Here is a 15223-nt window from a genome sequence, read left to right on the forward strand (position 1 = left end):
ATGGCCGTGGACGACACCGCACCACGCCGTGGCCCCGTCGCACTCGCGGACCTGTTCGACGCCGCCTTGAAAGACCTCGTGCCCAAGCCCAGTGCGCCAGCACCTATGCCTGCGCCGACGCCCGCCACGTCCGGCGATGCCTTCCTCTTCAGCGGCAACCGGCATGAGACCGTGCCGCGGCGACTGTTCCTCGACCGTCGCCTGACGCCGCTGGAGCGCAACGCCTGGCAGGTGTTCCGGCTGATGCTCAACGACGATGGCGTGACAGCCTTCCCGACGTATGAGCAGCTTCGACCCTGGCTGGCATCGATGCCATGCGCCGGGCAGGCCTCGCATGAAACCGTGGCCCGAGCGTTGACGCTGTTGCGCCTCACCCGATGGTTGAGCCTGGTGCGGCGACGGCGTGACCCCAAGACCGGCCGCATCCTCGGCAACCTCTACGTTCTGCACGATGAACCGCTGACGCCCTTCGAGGCCATGCAGCTCGACGCCGACTACCTGGCACTGGTCAGCCAGTCCCTCGGCCATTCGGCCAAGGCCGTCCAGATGGTCGGCCTGAACACCCTTAAGGAGATCGCGGAAGATCCGCTGCTCTCCGGGCGCACATTGCCGTCGCGGCTGCAGGTTCTGGCAGAACGCCTCGCCAGCCAAGGCATCACGGCCGCCGCAAGTTATCCACAGGAGGACGCCGCCCACGATTCCGAAGAAGGAGCATCGAGCCTTCTTCGGAATGCGGATGACCCATCTTCGGAATCCGAAGCAGGGGCGAAACCCGTGCTAAACGCCTCTCTTCGGAATCCGAAGATGGCCCGTATAGTACGTAGTAGTCGTATTAATGAAGTACGTACTACCGCGCAGGCGCGCGCGCTGGGCGATCTGCAATGGCCCAAGCGCTTCACGGAACTGAAGGCAGAGCAGCAGACAGGTGCCAGGGTGGCATTGCAGCAGGTTGATGCCGCGCTGAGACAGGCCGTGCTGGACGAATGGGCCACACGATGCAGCAGTCATGGCATCCGCAATCCTGCGGGGTATCTGTTCGGCATCATTCAGCGCGCCATCCATGGCGAGTTCAATGCCTGGGCCAAGAAAGACGCGCCATCGGCATCCGTCCCGCCAAACGAGCGACCACCACCAGCACCGCCACCTCAGCCGCAGGGTAAGCCAGTGCCGCCAGAAGTCGCCAAGCAGCACATCGAGCGGCTACGCAATCTGCTCGCCAGCAAGTGAGTCGGCATGCAAGGCGGTGAAACTAGATGCCCATGGCCGCCAGTAGAGCTATCCCCTGGGGATAGTTCCGCTGCTGGGCACAACGCCAAGCTGTCGCAGGCCTGGGATCGACCATCTGCCGCAGCATCGGCGTTGCCCCCCCTGATCCCGGCGTGCAGCGTTCGTTGGCGCTCCATGGAGCTATCCCCTGGGGATAGCTCGCGCCGCATGCAACCGCCACGCCCTAAACCGGGGCCCGCCGGGATTCGGATTCTTGACTGACTGCCTTCCGCTTCCTGTCGAAGCTGGCCGCTCCTTTTCCAACAACGAGCGGACACCATGGCAACCAATGAACCTCTGCAACTGAATCTCGGCTCCCTGCGCAGTGCGATGTCGCTGACCCTGCACACCCATCACGCTTCCCGCATCTGGCATGGTCGCGCCGCCGCCGAGGGGCGACCGGGCATCGTCGGCCTGAATGGCTATATCGCCCAGATGAACAAGATGCGGCGGGGCTCGGAGCAGGACGATCCGTACTCGGACTGGTGGATGCTGCGCATCGAGGACAAGCTCGACCACACCAAGGTCACGCTGCAATCGCTGCGCGAGCAGGTGGACCAGGCGCTGGCGAGTGTGCCGCCGGCGCTCAGCCTGGGCGAAAACCTGAACGTGCAGCCGGTCAAGCTCCCGCTCTTCGTCAACGCGCAGCTCGGCTTTGCCGCGGTCTATCTCCTGGCCGACTACGACGACATCGCCCGCAAGCTGATCCTCGCCCATCACACCGCGCTCATTGACCGCATCACCTTGGAACGCTGGCTCAACGAGGGCGCACATTCACTGCGCAGCCTGTTCTCGCTGGCCCAGCAGTATCGCTATTCGGGCTGCACACGCGATGACTTCGCGTCGAAGAATGCCGCAGCGCGGGCAGCGCTGGAGAAGTATGGCGAACTGCCGCAGGACGTGCTGGAAGGCACGCGCCGGTCGAAGTTTGCGCCGCCCATCGTGCGCCGTGGCCTGCAGCAGCGCGGCGACGGTCCTGCCGAAGCATCACTGCCCGGCGATGAAACCACCACCGCAGAGTCGCCCGAAGCCGCAGCCGGCGAGGACGAGCCGGCATGAGCGATCCGAACCCACCGACCCGCTACTTCCGAGGCCTGCAACAGGGTGCCTTCATGCGGCTGGAACACGCGGCCTATCTAAAAGGCCTTTTAAAGCCTTTTAAGGGTAAAGGGGACTTCGAGGCCTGGGCCAGCCAGTGCTTCGCCATGCGCGACGAGTTGATTGCCCTGGCACAGCGACAGGTGCTGGAGCAGGCATGCGGGCACCCCTTCCACCTGCTGCCCATCGAACTGGCCCAACAGACCACTGGCGCAGGAACCGTCTTCTTGCGCTGGCGCAGACACGACAGATCGGCCATGGGCGTGGCGCTGTGGCGGGAGCTGGTCGCCAGCAGCAGCACACCCGTCAACCTGCTGGCCGACCTGCACGCGATCGAGCTGCAGCGCATCACGTTGAACATGCAGATCAGCCTGCTGCACACCCTGGGCAGGCAGGCGCAGGAATGCGCCAGCAAGGCGGCCGAGGCGGACGACGCCTACCTGCGCCGGCTCACGCCCATTCCCGCCGCAATGCGCGATCGGTGATTGCGCCGGGCATCCAGCACGCTCCCGGCGCCGACGAGGCACGGGTATTTCAACCACCACGGAGATCACACCATGAGCACGCATTTTTCCGGCGAAGGCAACATCGGTTCGCCACCGGAGTACCGCGAATTCCCCAACGGCAACGACGAACCCAGCCGCCTGCTACGCCTGAACGTCTATTTCGACAACCCTGTGCCGAAGAAGGATGGCACGTTCGAGGACCGGGGCGGCTTCTGGGCGCCGGTGGAAATCTGGCACCGCGACGCCGAGCACTGGAAGGACCTGTACCAGAAAGGCATGCGCGTGCTGGTCGTCGGCCGCATGGAGCGCGAACCTTGGACGGACAACGAGGATCAGCCGCGCGAAACCTGGCAAATCAATGCGCGCAGCGTCGGCATCCTGCCGTACCGCATCGAGTCCGTGGCCCTCAGTCCGAAGCCGCAGGAGGCAGAACCGAAGCCCCAGGCCGCTCAAGAATCGACCGCGCCGAAGGAGGCGAAGCGCAGGAAGTGAACCGGCATGGAGGGCGGCGGCCGCAATGCTTCGCCGCCCTCCATGCGCTCGCGAGCTATCCCCAGGGGATAGCTCCACCAACGTCCACCGACTTCCACGCGCTCCCGCAAATCGCGGCTTCCGGTCCGCACACCTGCGGCCACGCGCCACCCCGCCCAAGCCATTCCATTCCGTGAAAGCGGTCGCCGCTGCATGCGGCTTGTTTGCTGCTGCCCCAGGTGGCGCTCGGCATCCTCGATTCCAGCAACTCCATGAACAACGGGAATCGGGATGGACGGACATGCGGCTGTTCTTGTGCGAGAAGCCCTCCCAGGGCAAAGACATTGGCCGGATTCTCGGTGCCACGCAGCGCGGTGAAGGCTGCCTCAACGGTTCCGGCGTCACCGTCACCTGGTGCATCGGCCATCTCGTGGAAGCCGCAGCGCCCGAAGCCTACGACGAGCAGTTGAAGCGCTGGTCCATCGAGCAGTTGCCCATCATTCCCCAGCATTGGCGGGTCGAGGTCAAACCGAAAACCGCCACGCAGTTCAAGGTCGTCAAGGCGCTTCTGGCGAAGGCGACCCAGCTTGTCATCGCTACCGATGCCGACCGCGAGGGCGAGTTGATCGCGCGCGAGATCATCGACCTGTGCGGCTACCGCGGCCCCATCGAGCGGCTGTGGCTGTCGGCGCTCAACGACGCATCCATTCGCGCCGCACTCGGCAAGCTCCGGCCATCGGCCGAGACCTTGCCGATGTACTACTCGGCGCTGGCGCGCTCTCGGGCGGACTGGCTCGTCGGCATGAACCTCAGCCGGTTGTTCACGGTGCTGGGGCGGCAGGCCGGCTACGACGGCGTGCTGTCGGTCGGTCGCGTCCAGACCCCGACGCTCAAACTGGTCGTGGACCGGGATCGCGAGATCGCAGCCTTCGTGTCCGTGCCGTACTGGGCCATCGACGTGTCCCTGTCCGCTGGCAGCCAGGCTTTCACCGCGCAGTGGGTTCCCCCGAAAGCATGCACCGACGACGCCGGCCGCTGCCTGCAGCAGCCCATCGCGCAGCACGCCGCGCAGCAGATCCGCGCCGCGGACAGCGCCCAGGTGGTGGCGGTCGAAACCGAGCGCGTGCGGGAAGGCCCGCCGCTGCCGTTCGACCTGGGGACCTTGCAGGAGGTGTGTTCCAGGCAGCTTGGGCTCGATGTGCAGGAGACCTTAGACATTGCTCAGGCCCTATACGAGACGCACAAGGCCACGACGTACCCGCGCTCCGATTCGGGCTACCTGCCCGAAAGCATGTTCGCCGAGGTGCCAACGGTCCTCGACAGCCTGGTCAAGACCGATCCCTTGCTGCGACCGATCATGGACCAGCTCGACCGCACTCAACGCTCACGCGCCTGGAACGACGCGAAGGTGTCTGCTCACCACGGCATCATCCCGACGCTCGAACCGGCGAACCTCTCGACCATGAGTGAGAAGGAACTGGCAGTGTATCGGCTGATCCGGGCGCATTACCTGGCGCAATTCCTTCCTCACCACGAGTTCGACCGCACTGTGGCGAACCTCTCCTGCGGCCAGCAGACGCTGGCGGCCACCGGCAAGCAGGTCGTCGTCAAGGGGTGGCGCCTGGTGCTGGCCGAACCGCAATCCGAGGAGGATGGCGACCCTGCGGCGCGCAGCCAGGTACTGCCCGCGCTGCGCGAGGGCCTGGCATGTCAGGTGGCCGACGTCGATCTGAAGGCGCTCAAGACGCTGCCCCCTCGGCCCTATACGCAGGGCGAGTTGGTCAAGTCCATGAAGGGCGTCGCCAAACTGGTCTCGGACCCGCGCCTGAAACAGAAGCTCAAGGATACGGTCGGCATCGGCACCGAAGCGACGCGGGCCAACATCATCAGTGGCCTGCTGACGCGGGGCTACCTCATGAAGAAGGGCCGCGCCATCCGCGCCTCGGATGCGGCCTTCACCCTGATCGACGCGGTGCCCACAGCGATTGCCGACCCAGGGACAACCGCCGTCTGGGAACAGGCGCTGGACATGATCGAAGCTGGACAGCTCACGCTGGACGTATTCATCGGCAAGCAGGCTGCATGGATCTCACAGTTGATCGCGCAGTACGGCAGCACGTCCCTGTCCATCAAGGTTCCCCACGGACCGCCTTGCCCACAGTGCGGCGCACCGACGCGCCAGCGCACCGGCAAGAGCGGCCCATTCTGGTCGTGCAGTCGCTACCCCGACTGCAAAGGCACGCTGCCGGTCGAATCCGGCACGTCCAAGCGTGGTGCCTCGCGCCCGCGCCGCAGCGGCCGCAAAGGCTCCTGACCGACCCCGTTCCCCGTGAGCCGTGCCCGCCATCGGCGGCGCGGCCTGTGTTCCGCACGCCCTGCGGGACGCCCAGCGCGCAACGCCTTCTTGTCCGTGTGCGCGTCCCGCTTGGTCATCCCCGGCCGCGGGACCTGAAGGTAGCTTCTCCGCGAACCGCCTCCTGCGCGTTCTGCTGATCTGCATTTCTCCCGCCTCTGCGAAGGGTCCCCCGGTGGCTTGCCAAGCTGCGCGAGCCACCCGGAGACCCTTCGTGGTCAGCGGTATTCGGTGCCGGTGCCCGCCGGCGCAAAAACGGGCTCCCTTTGTGCGCGGATGTGCGCCAGACGATGCCGGCGCGAACCACGACATGCGCCGGGTGTGATTGCTGATGAGCAGACGGTTCTAGCGACGACCGGGCCTGCACCAGCCCACGGGTGGTTCTGTCCTCCCGAGCCGAAGGCCGCAGGGCCTTCGGCGCCTTTCTCCTGCCTATCAACGTCCCGGCCCGCCCCGGGCCACACGAACAGGAGACCCGACATGAACCCGCAACCTTGCACCCTTCGCGGTGCACCCCAGGCCGCGCCACTGCTGTACGGCAGCGTGTGCAGCGGCATCGAGGCCGTGAGCCTCGCATGGCAACCCCTCGGCCTCAAAGCCGCGTGGTTCGCCGAGATCGAGCCGTTCCCGAGCGCCGTGCTCGCCCACCGTTACCCCCATGTGCCCAACCTGGGCGACATGACCGCGATCGCCCGTCAGGTGCGCGCCGGCACCGTGCCGGCGCCCGACATCCTGGTCGGCGGCACGCCGTGCCAGTCGTTCAGCGTTGCCGGCGCGCGCCAGGGGCTGAACGACCCGCGCGGCGCCTTGACCCTTGCCTATGTGGAGCTTGCAAATGCCATCGACCAAACCCGCCACCAAGACCGCCGCCCGCCGGCAACGCTCGTCTGGGAAAACGTCCCCGGCGTCCTCAACGACCGCAGCAATGCCTTCGGGCATTTCCTGGGAGCACTGGCCGGAGAAAGCCGTGCGCTCCAGCCGCCAGGGGAAAAATGGGCGCACGCTGGTTGTGTGTCTGGACCCCGCCGCCGCATCGCCTGGCGCGTGCTCGACGCTCAATATTTCGGTGTCGCCCAACGCCGCAAGCGCGTGTTTCTTGTGGCATGTGGTGGTGATGACCTCGATCCCTCCGAAGTACTTTTTGAGCGCACAGGCCTGCGCGGGGATTCTTCTGCGGGCCGTGCGCCGTGGCAAGAAGCTGCCCGCGCTGCTGGACCGGGTGCTGCAGCAGCAGGCGGATACGCAGGATTCGCTGGACTGAACCAGCCCTACGGCAAGGTCACGACGACGTTCGGATTCAGCGGCGGCATTGGCCCCGTCGATGTTGCGGCATGCCTGATGGCCGCGGGTCCCAAGCACGACATCCGCACCGAGACGTTCATGGTGCAGTCCATCGCCGGCAGCATCGCCCACACCCTCGACACCGCCAACAACGGCAAGGGCAGCAGCGAGGACGGTACGGGAAAGGGCGTGCCGATCATCGCCTTCACCGCCCAGGGCAGCGGCGCGGACGCCACGATCGAACTGACGCCGACGCTGCGTGCCGGCGGGCATCGCAACAGCCATGCGAACGCAGGCGTCGTGCCCGCCATCGCCTTCGCGCAGAACAACCGCGGCGAAGTGCGCTTCGAGTCGGGCCATGGACAGGTGTCTTGCACCGTCCTGTCCAACGGCAAGCCGGGCTACGGTGTGCCGATGGTGGCCTGCGTTGCCCTGCGGGGACGGACGCAGGGTCTTGCCGCCGAACTGGGCGGAAGCGTTGCGGCGGCGTTGCGTACCAGCGGCGGCGGCGCAGACAAGCCCCATGTCCTGGCCCCCGACTTCGAGGCACATTTCCGCTACGACTGGAATGAATCCGGTGCAGCGGACTGGTCGCAATGGCGGGTGCGGCGGCTGATGCCCATGGAGTGCGAGCGGCTGCAGGGCATGCCCGACGACTACACGCTGATCCCCTATCGCGGCAAGCCTGCCGCAGACGCTCCGCGCTACAAGGCGATTGGCAACTCCATGGCCGTCCCGTGCATGGCTTGGCTGGGCAACCGGCTGGTGCAGTGCCTGCACAAGACGGACTCGACCGCTTCGGATTGATCGACGACGCAGCCTGCCGGCCGCGCCATTCTCCCCCTGCATTGCCGATGTATCGGCAGCAGCCCGCAGCCAGGGTGTCAAGGCTGCCGTGGGTTCCGCCCACGCCACCCACCAGTTCGCTTCGGCATCTCACCGGCGAACGCTGCCCACCGGGGCACCGATGCCTCCTTTCTCCAACCCACGGGATGGTCGCCACGTCCCGTCAGGGGCATGTCGCCACCCGGTCGATTTCAGGACTTCCCATGGACACCATCACCAAGCAAGACCGCATCACGCTGAAGAACCTCAAGGTCGCCGACTTCGCCAGCGAGGAAACGCTGTGCTTCACCGCGACCATCGTGTTCGACGGCACTCCCATCGCCGAGGCCCGCAACGACGGGCATGGCGGCTCGACATTCCTCCGCGCGCTCAATGGCAAGACGACGCTGCTGGCTCAGGCCGAAGCCTTTGCCAAGGGCTTGCCGCCTGCGCCGCTCGATCTAGGTCAGGAGGGTGAAGACCCTCATTACATCGACATGACGCTCGACTTCCTGGTCGATGAACTGGCCGATGCCATGCACGCGGAGCGCAAGGTGCGAGCCGCCTTCAACCGCGACATCGGCAACAAGGTGCTGTTCATCAAGGACGGCAAACTGCTGTTCATCAAAGGCATCAAGCTCAAGGCTATCGCCGACCGCAAGGCGTACTTCGCGTCGCTGCGCACCAGGCAGGCCCAGCCCATCGTCATCCTCGCCGAGCTTCCGCCCGAGCGGGCATTCGACCTGTGGAAGCAGCATGTCCTGGGCGACAAGCCCGATTGACCCAGCGCCACCGCACCCTCCTGACAGCCCCGTACTCGATGCGGGGCTTTTCTTTTCCGGTGCTCATCAATCGGGGCTGGGCCGAATGCCGTTTTCCAACTGACGCGACGCAGCCCTCGCACGAAGCTGCCTGCATGTTCGCTGATTCGTCAGCACATGCCAGCAGCCAGGGTTCCAGGCTGCCGCGGGTCTCTCCCGCGTCACCCACCAGTCCGCATCGCATCAATTCTGCGGATGAGCGTCCCCGTGACGCTGATGCTTTTTATCAACCGCGTGCGGGAGCTGCCATCCCGTGAGGGACAAGGCCCCGCTTTTCCAAGGAGCCCGTCCATGTCCCAGCAAGCCTCTTTCGGCCAGTTGGCCCTGACCTACTGCGGCAAGTTCCTGCCGCTCGAAGTCTTGCAAAGCGCCGCCGGCCACTACATCGGCACGCGCGATACCGAAGGTCCCGTTTCGCGGGAATCCCGCGAGTACTTCCGCAGCTATGCCGCGGCTCAACGCGCCCTCGAAAGAGGCGGCTGGTCCCAGCTCGCCATTCCCTGATCCAACTGGAGAAATCACGTCATGAACCAGCTACTGCCGCGGGAAGTCGTCGATCAGATCATGCGGGAAGAGCAGCATTTCGCTGCCGCGCCCCAAGCCTTCTTCGAGGCCTGGAAGCGCGGTGTCGAGATTGCTGGTCCCGAGTGGTTCGGCGACGGCACCCGTGAAGGCCTGAACCAGGCCAACACCAAGTGGGATTTGCGTCCCGACATGCTGCGGCTCAACGATGCCCTCGGCGTCCTGAGCAGCGGCGAACGCATGTTCCTGTCCGCCATGGTCAGCTTCTACAACGCGCGCGAGGGCGGTGCCATGCTCAAGCGCTGCCGCTTCCACGGGCTGTCGGACTTCGACGGTCTCGATCTGGAACGCCGCAAGGTCATCGCCGACCTGCTGGTGAACTACAGCGGTTGGTGAGCCGGTCTCCGGCACGCCACTGTCCTCTCGCCCCCCCGTGAGGGACATGCGCCCATAAGGCCATGTCCCTCAATTTTTCTTCCCCATCGCCCGACGCCAACGGCCTTGGGCTATTCCCTGCGGATGCCATCGTCCGCATGGGCTGGCTCCGCTCTTCTCGAAAGGAGCCAGCATGGCAAACAACTACTACGAAGGCACGGGCGTTCTCGTGCTCAACCGCGTTACTCCCGTCATCAAGGCACTGTTCGGTGCTTTCGCGCTCGACGAAAACCATCCCGGCAATGGGCAGGCCTACATCGCCCAGATCGCCGAAACCAATGATCCACGCTGGACAGATGTGCTGAGTTGTCGATTCCGCCTCTGCTTGAACGGCTGGCCGCGCACTTCCGTGCTGACCAGGACGGGGAGCGGGAGAACCTGATCGAGCACCACCAATTCGAGGACAGCGCCGACCTGGAAGCCCTGCTTCTGATCGCTACCCGCTTCGATGACGGCCATAACCTGACGGCCATCCAGTTTGAGGGCTGCTGGTATTGCAGCAAGCCAAGGCTATTCGAGTTCGGCGGCAACGGCTGCTACCTGAGCCGCGAGGTCCAGGTCTTCAGAACGTCCTCGCAGGCGCTTCAACTCGGCGATCAACTGCGCAACACCATCCTGGCCGCCGACATCGAAGAGGCCTCAGCGTTGATCGCGCTGGAGGCCGCCAACCTGCTTGCCGGCATCACCGATGAGCAATTTCGCCTAAATGTGCGCCATCGCATCGCCGAACGGCTGGTTCAGACGCCAACGATCAGCGCCGACTGACGCATTTTCCACTTTCAACCCACCGGGTCCAATTCCCGGTGGCGGGGATTGGCCCCATTATTCAAATCTGGAGAGTTCCCATGTCCCAGAAACCCAATCCCTTTCTCCGCGGCTACTGGAATCTAAAAATCGTCCGCACGCTGTGCATCGGCCACGACGACGGAAGCCCTCATGTCTGGCGAATCATCCACGCGAGTCAAAAGCACTTTTCCGACGAGGAACTGATTTCATCCTCGTGCATCGTCACCAGCGATTTCGCCGTGGTCAGGAATGGTCCCGAACCCGTGAGTGCCGAGGTGCTGGCCGAATGCGATACCGCAGAAGGTGTCAGCGGCGAAGGTGTAATCGGTGCCGTGGTCTATGCCATCCATGGCGACGACTTCGACGGTCGCCCCATCCACGTCGGCGACGCCTATTCGGCAGAGGCAGCGCGGGAAGTCGTACAGCGCCTGAGTTTCGAGACCGGCTACTACAGCCGGTGCTGGGAAATCAGCAGCGCACACATCAGCCAAGAAACCGGCCAATACCTCGCCAACCTGGCAGACCTCGCTACGCCGGAGGCATTCCTGTTCATCGCGTTCCGGGTTCCGTACAGCCCGGCGATCGGCATCAAGCTGATCTCCACCCCCTGGACGGACAAGAACCTGGACCACGCCGAGGGCATCAGTGCGGAGCAGCTTCGCCAGGAGCACCGAAGCAAGGGTATGCCGGATGACCTGGCGAACGTCATTGAACTGGCTGGCCAGGCCGACGTGCGCATCCTGATTCTCGACGCCGACGCACCCGTGCTGTTGGGCCTGCCGTTGGCCGAATCCTAGCAGCCGCTCGACGCAACATCCTTCCTCTTTGTTCTCCCCCATACCGGCCCGTCTCCCTCCCGGAGCCGGGCTGGTCCATTTTCATAGGAGCAACCTCATGTTCCCCGACCTCATCTCGCGCACGCCAGACTTCGAGCACCAGCTCGGCGCCTGCGTCAATGCCATGGGCCAGGACGACGCCATCGGCCAGATCCTGGTATTCGAGCGCATGAGCGGCACGCTGCACATGCGCCATATCGCCAGCGCCGACCTGGTGGACACCGACATTGACGACTACGAAATGGTCGTCTTCGACGGTGGCAACACCAGCGGCGATACATGGAAGCATGTCTTCTTCCCACATCAGCGCGAGCACTACTTCGTGTACGAAGCCTGACCCAACCAAGCCCCTTTCGAGGGGCTTTTTCTTGTCCGCAGCGCAGGAAAGCGGGTGCGACGCTGTGCGATTTCTTGCAAGCAGGCCGCCCATTCCAGAGCCATCCTTGCTCCATGTTCGTCGGCGTTGCCGACACATGCCCTGGCAGCCGAGACCTTCAAGGCTGCAAGTGCGGGAAACCGTGCTGGTCGTTTCTTTCTATGGACGTACCCCGTCCGTTCACGCCACCCACAAGGGACCTCTCCCTTGCGGGCGGGGAATCCCTTGTTCTTCCTCAAGGAGATTCCCATGGACCGTTCCCTCATCAAATCCATGATGCCTTCGCTTGTCGCGGGCCATGTCCCTCGTAACGTGCGTTCGTTCAAATACCGCGTATTCGATGATCAGCCGCAGTCCTCGACGTTGGGCTTCGCCATCGACCCTCAGCCCTTCAACGGCAAGGTAGTCTCCGCGACCGACGATGCCATCGTCGTCAAGCTCAAGCCTTCCGAGTTCGCCGTGCTCGATCCCAACCTGGTGACCACCGTTCCCAGCGAGGGCGCCAAGGTCCATGTCCAACCCTACGCCCGGCGACGTTTCGACGGGCTGCGCGCGGACACCCCGGAAGTCGTCACCGAGAAGACTTCGGATGGCACGCCTTACACCATCACGAGGCATATCCTTGGCAAAGCACCCGCCAAGCTGCCCATTCCCGAGCCGCAGTGCATGGAGCTGGGCCAACTCATCGAGCAGTTGGAGGAGATGCCCGCGCCCGACGGGTTCCGGTGCATCACCCACATGCTGGTCGATGCAGGTGCCCGCGACTTCGCCTGGGTCGATCCCAAGCCCTCCAAGATCATCGAGACCCCGCCGGCGATCAGCTTCACGGTCTCAACCACCAAGTTCGAGGGTCAGGTGACGATCCTCTACGACCGTGGCGGCGACACCTACGTGGTGGAGCTGCACCGCGACGGTGAGTTGATCGATAGGCACGACGGGGTGTATTTCGACATGCTCGGTGAAGTGCTGGAGCGGCTCATCGACGACGGGCGCTGGCGCCTGATCGACGTGAGCATGATCGACGCCAAAGCCTCTCGGCAACGTCAGGCGATTCCAGCCTGACGTGCCAGACAGGAAGCCTAGCGGCACGACTGATCAGTCCACAGCCTATCGGCGACTGCCCCACAAGCCTTCCATCCGTTTCGGTGGAGGGCTTTTTTTCTTCATCCATACAGGAGATTTCAACCATGTCACTGCGATTCAGAGGCTCCGACCTGCGCCCCGTGCTTGCCGAGGCCATCGCCAACCAATGCCGCGTCGCCCTGGCCAAGGACCAGGGCGTGTACTTCCTCGCCGAGCGCGGAGAGCGCCGCCCCGATGGCCGCGTGAAGCTGCTGGCCTATGCCGTCGGCTGCAACCCGGATACCGACCCGTTCGATGACTGGTGGGAACTGGCACGCGCCGAGCTTGGCGGCGACGACTTCGGCGAGTTCTTCGACCCGAAAGACAGCGTTTTCACTCGCATTCTGCAAAGCTCAGATGATCTGGAGCTGTCCGCCACCGCTACGTATCTGTCACTGGCGGCGGTGGAATCGGCGTAGTCCAAAAATGTCCGCATACCCCTTGAAGCCCCCATTTCGGGGGCTTTCTTTTGGGCGGAACTGGGCAGCCTGGAAAAAATGGGAAGCGCCCGGATGCCGATTGATTGCTGTCGCGCGCGCGAGGCCCGGCCATGCTGACCCCATGCCTGCTGACGTTGTCAGCGACATGCCGGGCAACCATCGGTCTTCGAGGTTGCGTCGCAGTTCCCACTGCGTGACCGAGCCAGCTCGCACCGCATCCATCCGCGAGCGGCCACCAGTCTCTGGTGGCGGATGCTTTCGCCTTATCGACCCACCGCGGGGTTACGCACCTTTCCCCGCATGCGTGGGGCTGGTGTGTCTCCGCTTCTTCCCTATGGAGATTCACCATGAACACCACGTCCAACGAGAAATCGTATTTCGACCTCCACACCTCGGGCATCGGCTATATCCAGCGTGTCCGTGAAGTGCCTGTCCGGGGCGGCCGCCGTGCGCAGCCTTTCCTGGCATGCACCGTTGCCGCGCTGGTCGGCCCCGCCAGGGACCCCAGCTACCGCTACTTCGACGTCAAGGTCTCGGGTGCCGAGGCCAAGAACCTCGTCCAGCGCTACATCGGCGTTGACGATCCCAAGCAGCGCCCGCTGGTGCGCTTCCGCCTCGGCGACCTGTGGGGCGATGCGTACATCCGCGACAAGGGCGAGCGCAAGGGTGAAGCCGCCGCGTCTCTCAAGGCGCGACTGCTCAAGGCCGAGCCGCTTGACCGGGCCGAACTGGCTTCCATCAAGCAGCACGAGCTGATCACCCGCGGCATCGGCTACCTTAGCCGTCCGAAGGACGTCACCCCCAAGGATGGCGATCCGTTCCTGTCGTGCTGCGTCGCGGCTCTGGCCGGGCCTGTCGGTGAACCGGACTATCGGTACTTCGACACCATCGTCGCCACCCCTGAAGCCGAGCACCTGGTTCGCCGGTGCGTGCAGGCCATCGAAGGGGACCGCAAGGTGCTGATCGCCTTCAAGTTGAACGACATGAAGATCGATCCGTACATCCGCACCAAGGGTGAGCGCGCCGGGGAGCCGGGAGCGAGCCTGGAATCGACGCTGATCCACATCGGTCTGATCAAGATCGACGGCACGCAGGTCTATCCGACGAACCAGGCGCAGGCCGAGGACGCACCCGCGCCCGAAGCCGAGGACGCCGCCGACACCGCTGCCGACCAGCCTGTCAAGCCCGCCGAGCGCGAGCCCGCAGGTGAAGTCGAAGAGCAGGAGCCGGCATTGGCTGCTTCGTTCTGATCCGGCATGGCCCCTCACGGGGCCTTGCCTTTTTCCTATTCCTCAAGGAGAAGCATCATGGCAGTCACATCGGCACCCGAGAAATCGGCCACGCCCATCATCGTCCCGGGCCAGCTCGCGCTGCGCACCATTCACGGCCGCAACGGAAAGTTCAATGTTGGCAAGCTCGAATGCCAACTCGGAAAATTCACGATTAAAGACGCGGAGTTGGAGCAATACCCCGAGGGCAAGTACCAAGGGGAGTTCGTTCTTCGCTACATCTTCCTCAAAGGCTATCCGATCAGCGACGGCAGCATGCGTTTCGAGATGCGCGCCAACCTGGACGGTATGACACTTTTCGGCATCGACAAGCTGAGCAAGGCCGAAGCACATAGCTTCGCCCCGCAGGAAGTCGATCCGCTCGATGAAGAGCAAGGGACGCAGCCTGTGGCAACGCCGGCCAAGCCCGCCAAGGCATCCAGGTCCGCCAAACCTGCACCCGTGCAGGCGTCCGCGGACCCGCTGGTCGATACCACGCCCTTCGGCGTGGACGCGCCGCCTGCTGCGGCTGCTGCCGCCGGCAGCACCGAGGATGGCGACGCCGCGCTGTTCGGCCTGTTGTGGCCGCTGGGCGAGTCCGTGAAGCTGGATTCGACCATCGACCGCCGCGCCCTGCGCGCGCAGATCGCCCGCCTGGGCGAACTGGGCTACGCGCTGGACTTCAAGACGCAGGAGTGGAGCCGCCAGGCCGAACTGCAACCTGCGTGATTGCGGACGCCGCATCCGCGGTGTTCTTCATCCACCCGCCGGGGTTCCTTCCCCATGCGGGGGGAGGCCTCGGCTTTCTTCTGGAGGT

Annotated in this window: 15 protein-coding genes and 1 pseudogene; all 16 read left to right on the forward strand. The window is 64.5% G+C overall.

The window, feature by feature from the left end; all coding sequences use genetic code 11:
• Nucleotides 1-1227 carry an STY4528 family pathogenicity island replication protein gene (locus tag PuT2_RS11565; RefSeq protein WP_033972345.1) on the forward strand — a complete coding sequence of 409 codons (1227 nt, stop codon included), beginning with the start codon at nucleotides 1-3 and terminating at the stop codon, nucleotides 1225-1227.
• A 318-nt stretch (nucleotides 1228-1545) separates the two neighbouring features.
• Nucleotides 1546-2325 (forward strand): PFL_4669 family integrating conjugative element protein, encoded by a 780-nt coding sequence (locus PuT2_RS11570; protein WP_033972347.1) that lies wholly within the window; start codon nucleotides 1546-1548, stop codon nucleotides 2323-2325.
• The gene (locus PuT2_RS11575) at nucleotides 2322-2849 is read left to right on the forward strand and encodes a DUF3158 family protein (protein WP_009459718.1); all 528 of its coding nucleotides are present in this window, start codon (nucleotides 2322-2324) and stop codon (nucleotides 2847-2849) included. Before PuT2_RS11570 ends, PuT2_RS11575 begins: the two co-directional genes overlap by 4 nt.
• Before the next feature lie 72 nt (nucleotides 2850-2921).
• Nucleotides 2922-3362: a single-stranded DNA-binding protein gene (locus PuT2_RS11580; protein ID WP_024008204.1), complete on the forward strand. Its 441-nt coding sequence runs from the start codon at nucleotides 2922-2924 to the stop codon at nucleotides 3360-3362.
• Between the two features lie 280 nt (nucleotides 3363-3642).
• Nucleotides 3643-5655, forward strand: a complete 2013-nt coding sequence (locus PuT2_RS11585; protein ID WP_033972349.1) for a DNA topoisomerase III — start codon at nucleotides 3643-3645, stop codon at nucleotides 5653-5655.
• A gap of 519 nt (nucleotides 5656-6174) precedes the next feature.
• Nucleotides 6175-7782 carry a DNA cytosine methyltransferase gene (locus PuT2_RS11590; protein WP_033972351.1) on the forward strand — a complete coding sequence of 536 codons (1608 nt, stop codon included), beginning with the start codon at nucleotides 6175-6177 and terminating at the stop codon, nucleotides 7780-7782.
• A gap of 242 nt (nucleotides 7783-8024) precedes the next feature.
• Nucleotides 8025-8582 carry a hypothetical protein gene (locus PuT2_RS11595; RefSeq protein WP_023103929.1) on the forward strand — a complete coding sequence of 186 codons (558 nt, stop codon included), beginning with the start codon at nucleotides 8025-8027 and terminating at the stop codon, nucleotides 8580-8582.
• Between the two features lie 330 nt (nucleotides 8583-8912).
• Nucleotides 8913-9125, forward strand: a complete 213-nt coding sequence (locus PuT2_RS11600; RefSeq protein ID WP_003290186.1) for a hypothetical protein — start codon at nucleotides 8913-8915, stop codon at nucleotides 9123-9125.
• A gap of 21 nt (nucleotides 9126-9146) precedes the next feature.
• The gene (locus PuT2_RS11605; protein WP_023103928.1) at nucleotides 9147-9539 is read left to right on the forward strand and encodes a hypothetical protein; all 393 of its coding nucleotides are present in this window, start codon (nucleotides 9147-9149) and stop codon (nucleotides 9537-9539) included.
• Between the two features lie 172 nt (nucleotides 9540-9711).
• Nucleotides 9712-10343, forward strand: a pseudogene (locus PuT2_RS11610) (hypothetical protein).
• Nucleotides 10344-10423: 80 nt separating this feature from the next.
• Entirely contained in the window at nucleotides 10424-11161 is a 738-nt protein-coding gene (locus PuT2_RS11615) for an ABC transporter substrate-binding protein (protein ID WP_093971211.1), read from the forward strand.
• Between the two features lie 97 nt (nucleotides 11162-11258).
• Nucleotides 11259-11537 (forward strand): hypothetical protein, encoded by a 279-nt coding sequence (locus PuT2_RS11620; RefSeq protein WP_033972353.1) that lies wholly within the window; start codon nucleotides 11259-11261, stop codon nucleotides 11535-11537.
• A 288-nt stretch (nucleotides 11538-11825) separates the two neighbouring features.
• Nucleotides 11826-12638 (forward strand): hypothetical protein, encoded by an 813-nt coding sequence (locus tag PuT2_RS11625; RefSeq protein WP_033972355.1) that lies wholly within the window; start codon nucleotides 11826-11828, stop codon nucleotides 12636-12638.
• 125 nt (nucleotides 12639-12763) lie between these two features.
• Nucleotides 12764-13117, forward strand: coding sequence for a DUF3085 domain-containing protein (locus PuT2_RS11630; protein WP_009459699.1), 354 nt, complete (start codon nucleotides 12764-12766; stop codon nucleotides 13115-13117).
• Nucleotides 13118-13485: 368 nt separating this feature from the next.
• Nucleotides 13486-14388, forward strand: coding sequence for a DUF3577 domain-containing protein (locus tag PuT2_RS11640; RefSeq protein ID WP_033972358.1), 903 nt, complete (start codon nucleotides 13486-13488; stop codon nucleotides 14386-14388).
• Nucleotides 14389-14445: 57 nt separating this feature from the next.
• Complete coding sequence (locus PuT2_RS11645) at nucleotides 14446-15135, forward strand: DUF3275 family protein (RefSeq protein WP_033972360.1); 690 nt, start codon at nucleotides 14446-14448, stop codon at nucleotides 15133-15135.
• Nucleotides 15136-15223 lie beyond the last annotated feature (88 nt).

Origin of the sequence: Pusillimonas sp. T2 (assembly GCF_002236805.1) — a bacterium.
Classification (GTDB): domain Bacteria; phylum Pseudomonadota; class Gammaproteobacteria; order Burkholderiales; family Burkholderiaceae_B; genus Neopusillimonas.

Bases quoted from the DNA above. Each gene is read 5' to 3' on its own strand.
- PuT2_RS11565 (WP_033972345.1), top strand. From the start codon at position 1: ATGGCCGTGGACGACACCGCACCACGCCGTGGCCCCGTCGCACTCGCG.
- PuT2_RS11570 (WP_033972347.1), top strand. From the start codon at position 1,546: ATGGCAACCAATGAACCTCTGCAACTGAATCTCGGCTCCCTGCGCAGT.
- PuT2_RS11575 (WP_009459718.1), top strand. From the start codon at position 2,322: ATGAGCGATCCGAACCCACCGACCCGCTACTTCCGAGGCCTGCAACAG.
- PuT2_RS11580 (WP_024008204.1), top strand. From the start codon at position 2,922: ATGAGCACGCATTTTTCCGGCGAAGGCAACATCGGTTCGCCACCGGAG.
- PuT2_RS11585 (WP_033972349.1), top strand. From the start codon at position 3,643: ATGCGGCTGTTCTTGTGCGAGAAGCCCTCCCAGGGCAAAGACATTGGC.
- PuT2_RS11590 (WP_033972351.1), top strand. From the start codon at position 6,175: ATGAACCCGCAACCTTGCACCCTTCGCGGTGCACCCCAGGCCGCGCCA.
- PuT2_RS11595 (WP_023103929.1), top strand. From the start codon at position 8,025: ATGGACACCATCACCAAGCAAGACCGCATCACGCTGAAGAACCTCAAG.
- PuT2_RS11600 (WP_003290186.1), top strand. From the start codon at position 8,913: ATGTCCCAGCAAGCCTCTTTCGGCCAGTTGGCCCTGACCTACTGCGGC.
- PuT2_RS11605 (WP_023103928.1), top strand. From the start codon at position 9,147: ATGAACCAGCTACTGCCGCGGGAAGTCGTCGATCAGATCATGCGGGAA.
- PuT2_RS11615 (WP_093971211.1), top strand. From the start codon at position 10,424: ATGTCCCAGAAACCCAATCCCTTTCTCCGCGGCTACTGGAATCTAAAA.
- PuT2_RS11620 (WP_033972353.1), top strand. From the start codon at position 11,259: ATGTTCCCCGACCTCATCTCGCGCACGCCAGACTTCGAGCACCAGCTC.
- PuT2_RS11625 (WP_033972355.1), top strand. From the start codon at position 11,826: ATGGACCGTTCCCTCATCAAATCCATGATGCCTTCGCTTGTCGCGGGC.
- PuT2_RS11630 (WP_009459699.1), top strand. From the start codon at position 12,764: ATGTCACTGCGATTCAGAGGCTCCGACCTGCGCCCCGTGCTTGCCGAG.
- PuT2_RS11640 (WP_033972358.1), top strand. From the start codon at position 13,486: ATGAACACCACGTCCAACGAGAAATCGTATTTCGACCTCCACACCTCG.
- PuT2_RS11645 (WP_033972360.1), top strand. From the start codon at position 14,446: ATGGCAGTCACATCGGCACCCGAGAAATCGGCCACGCCCATCATCGTC.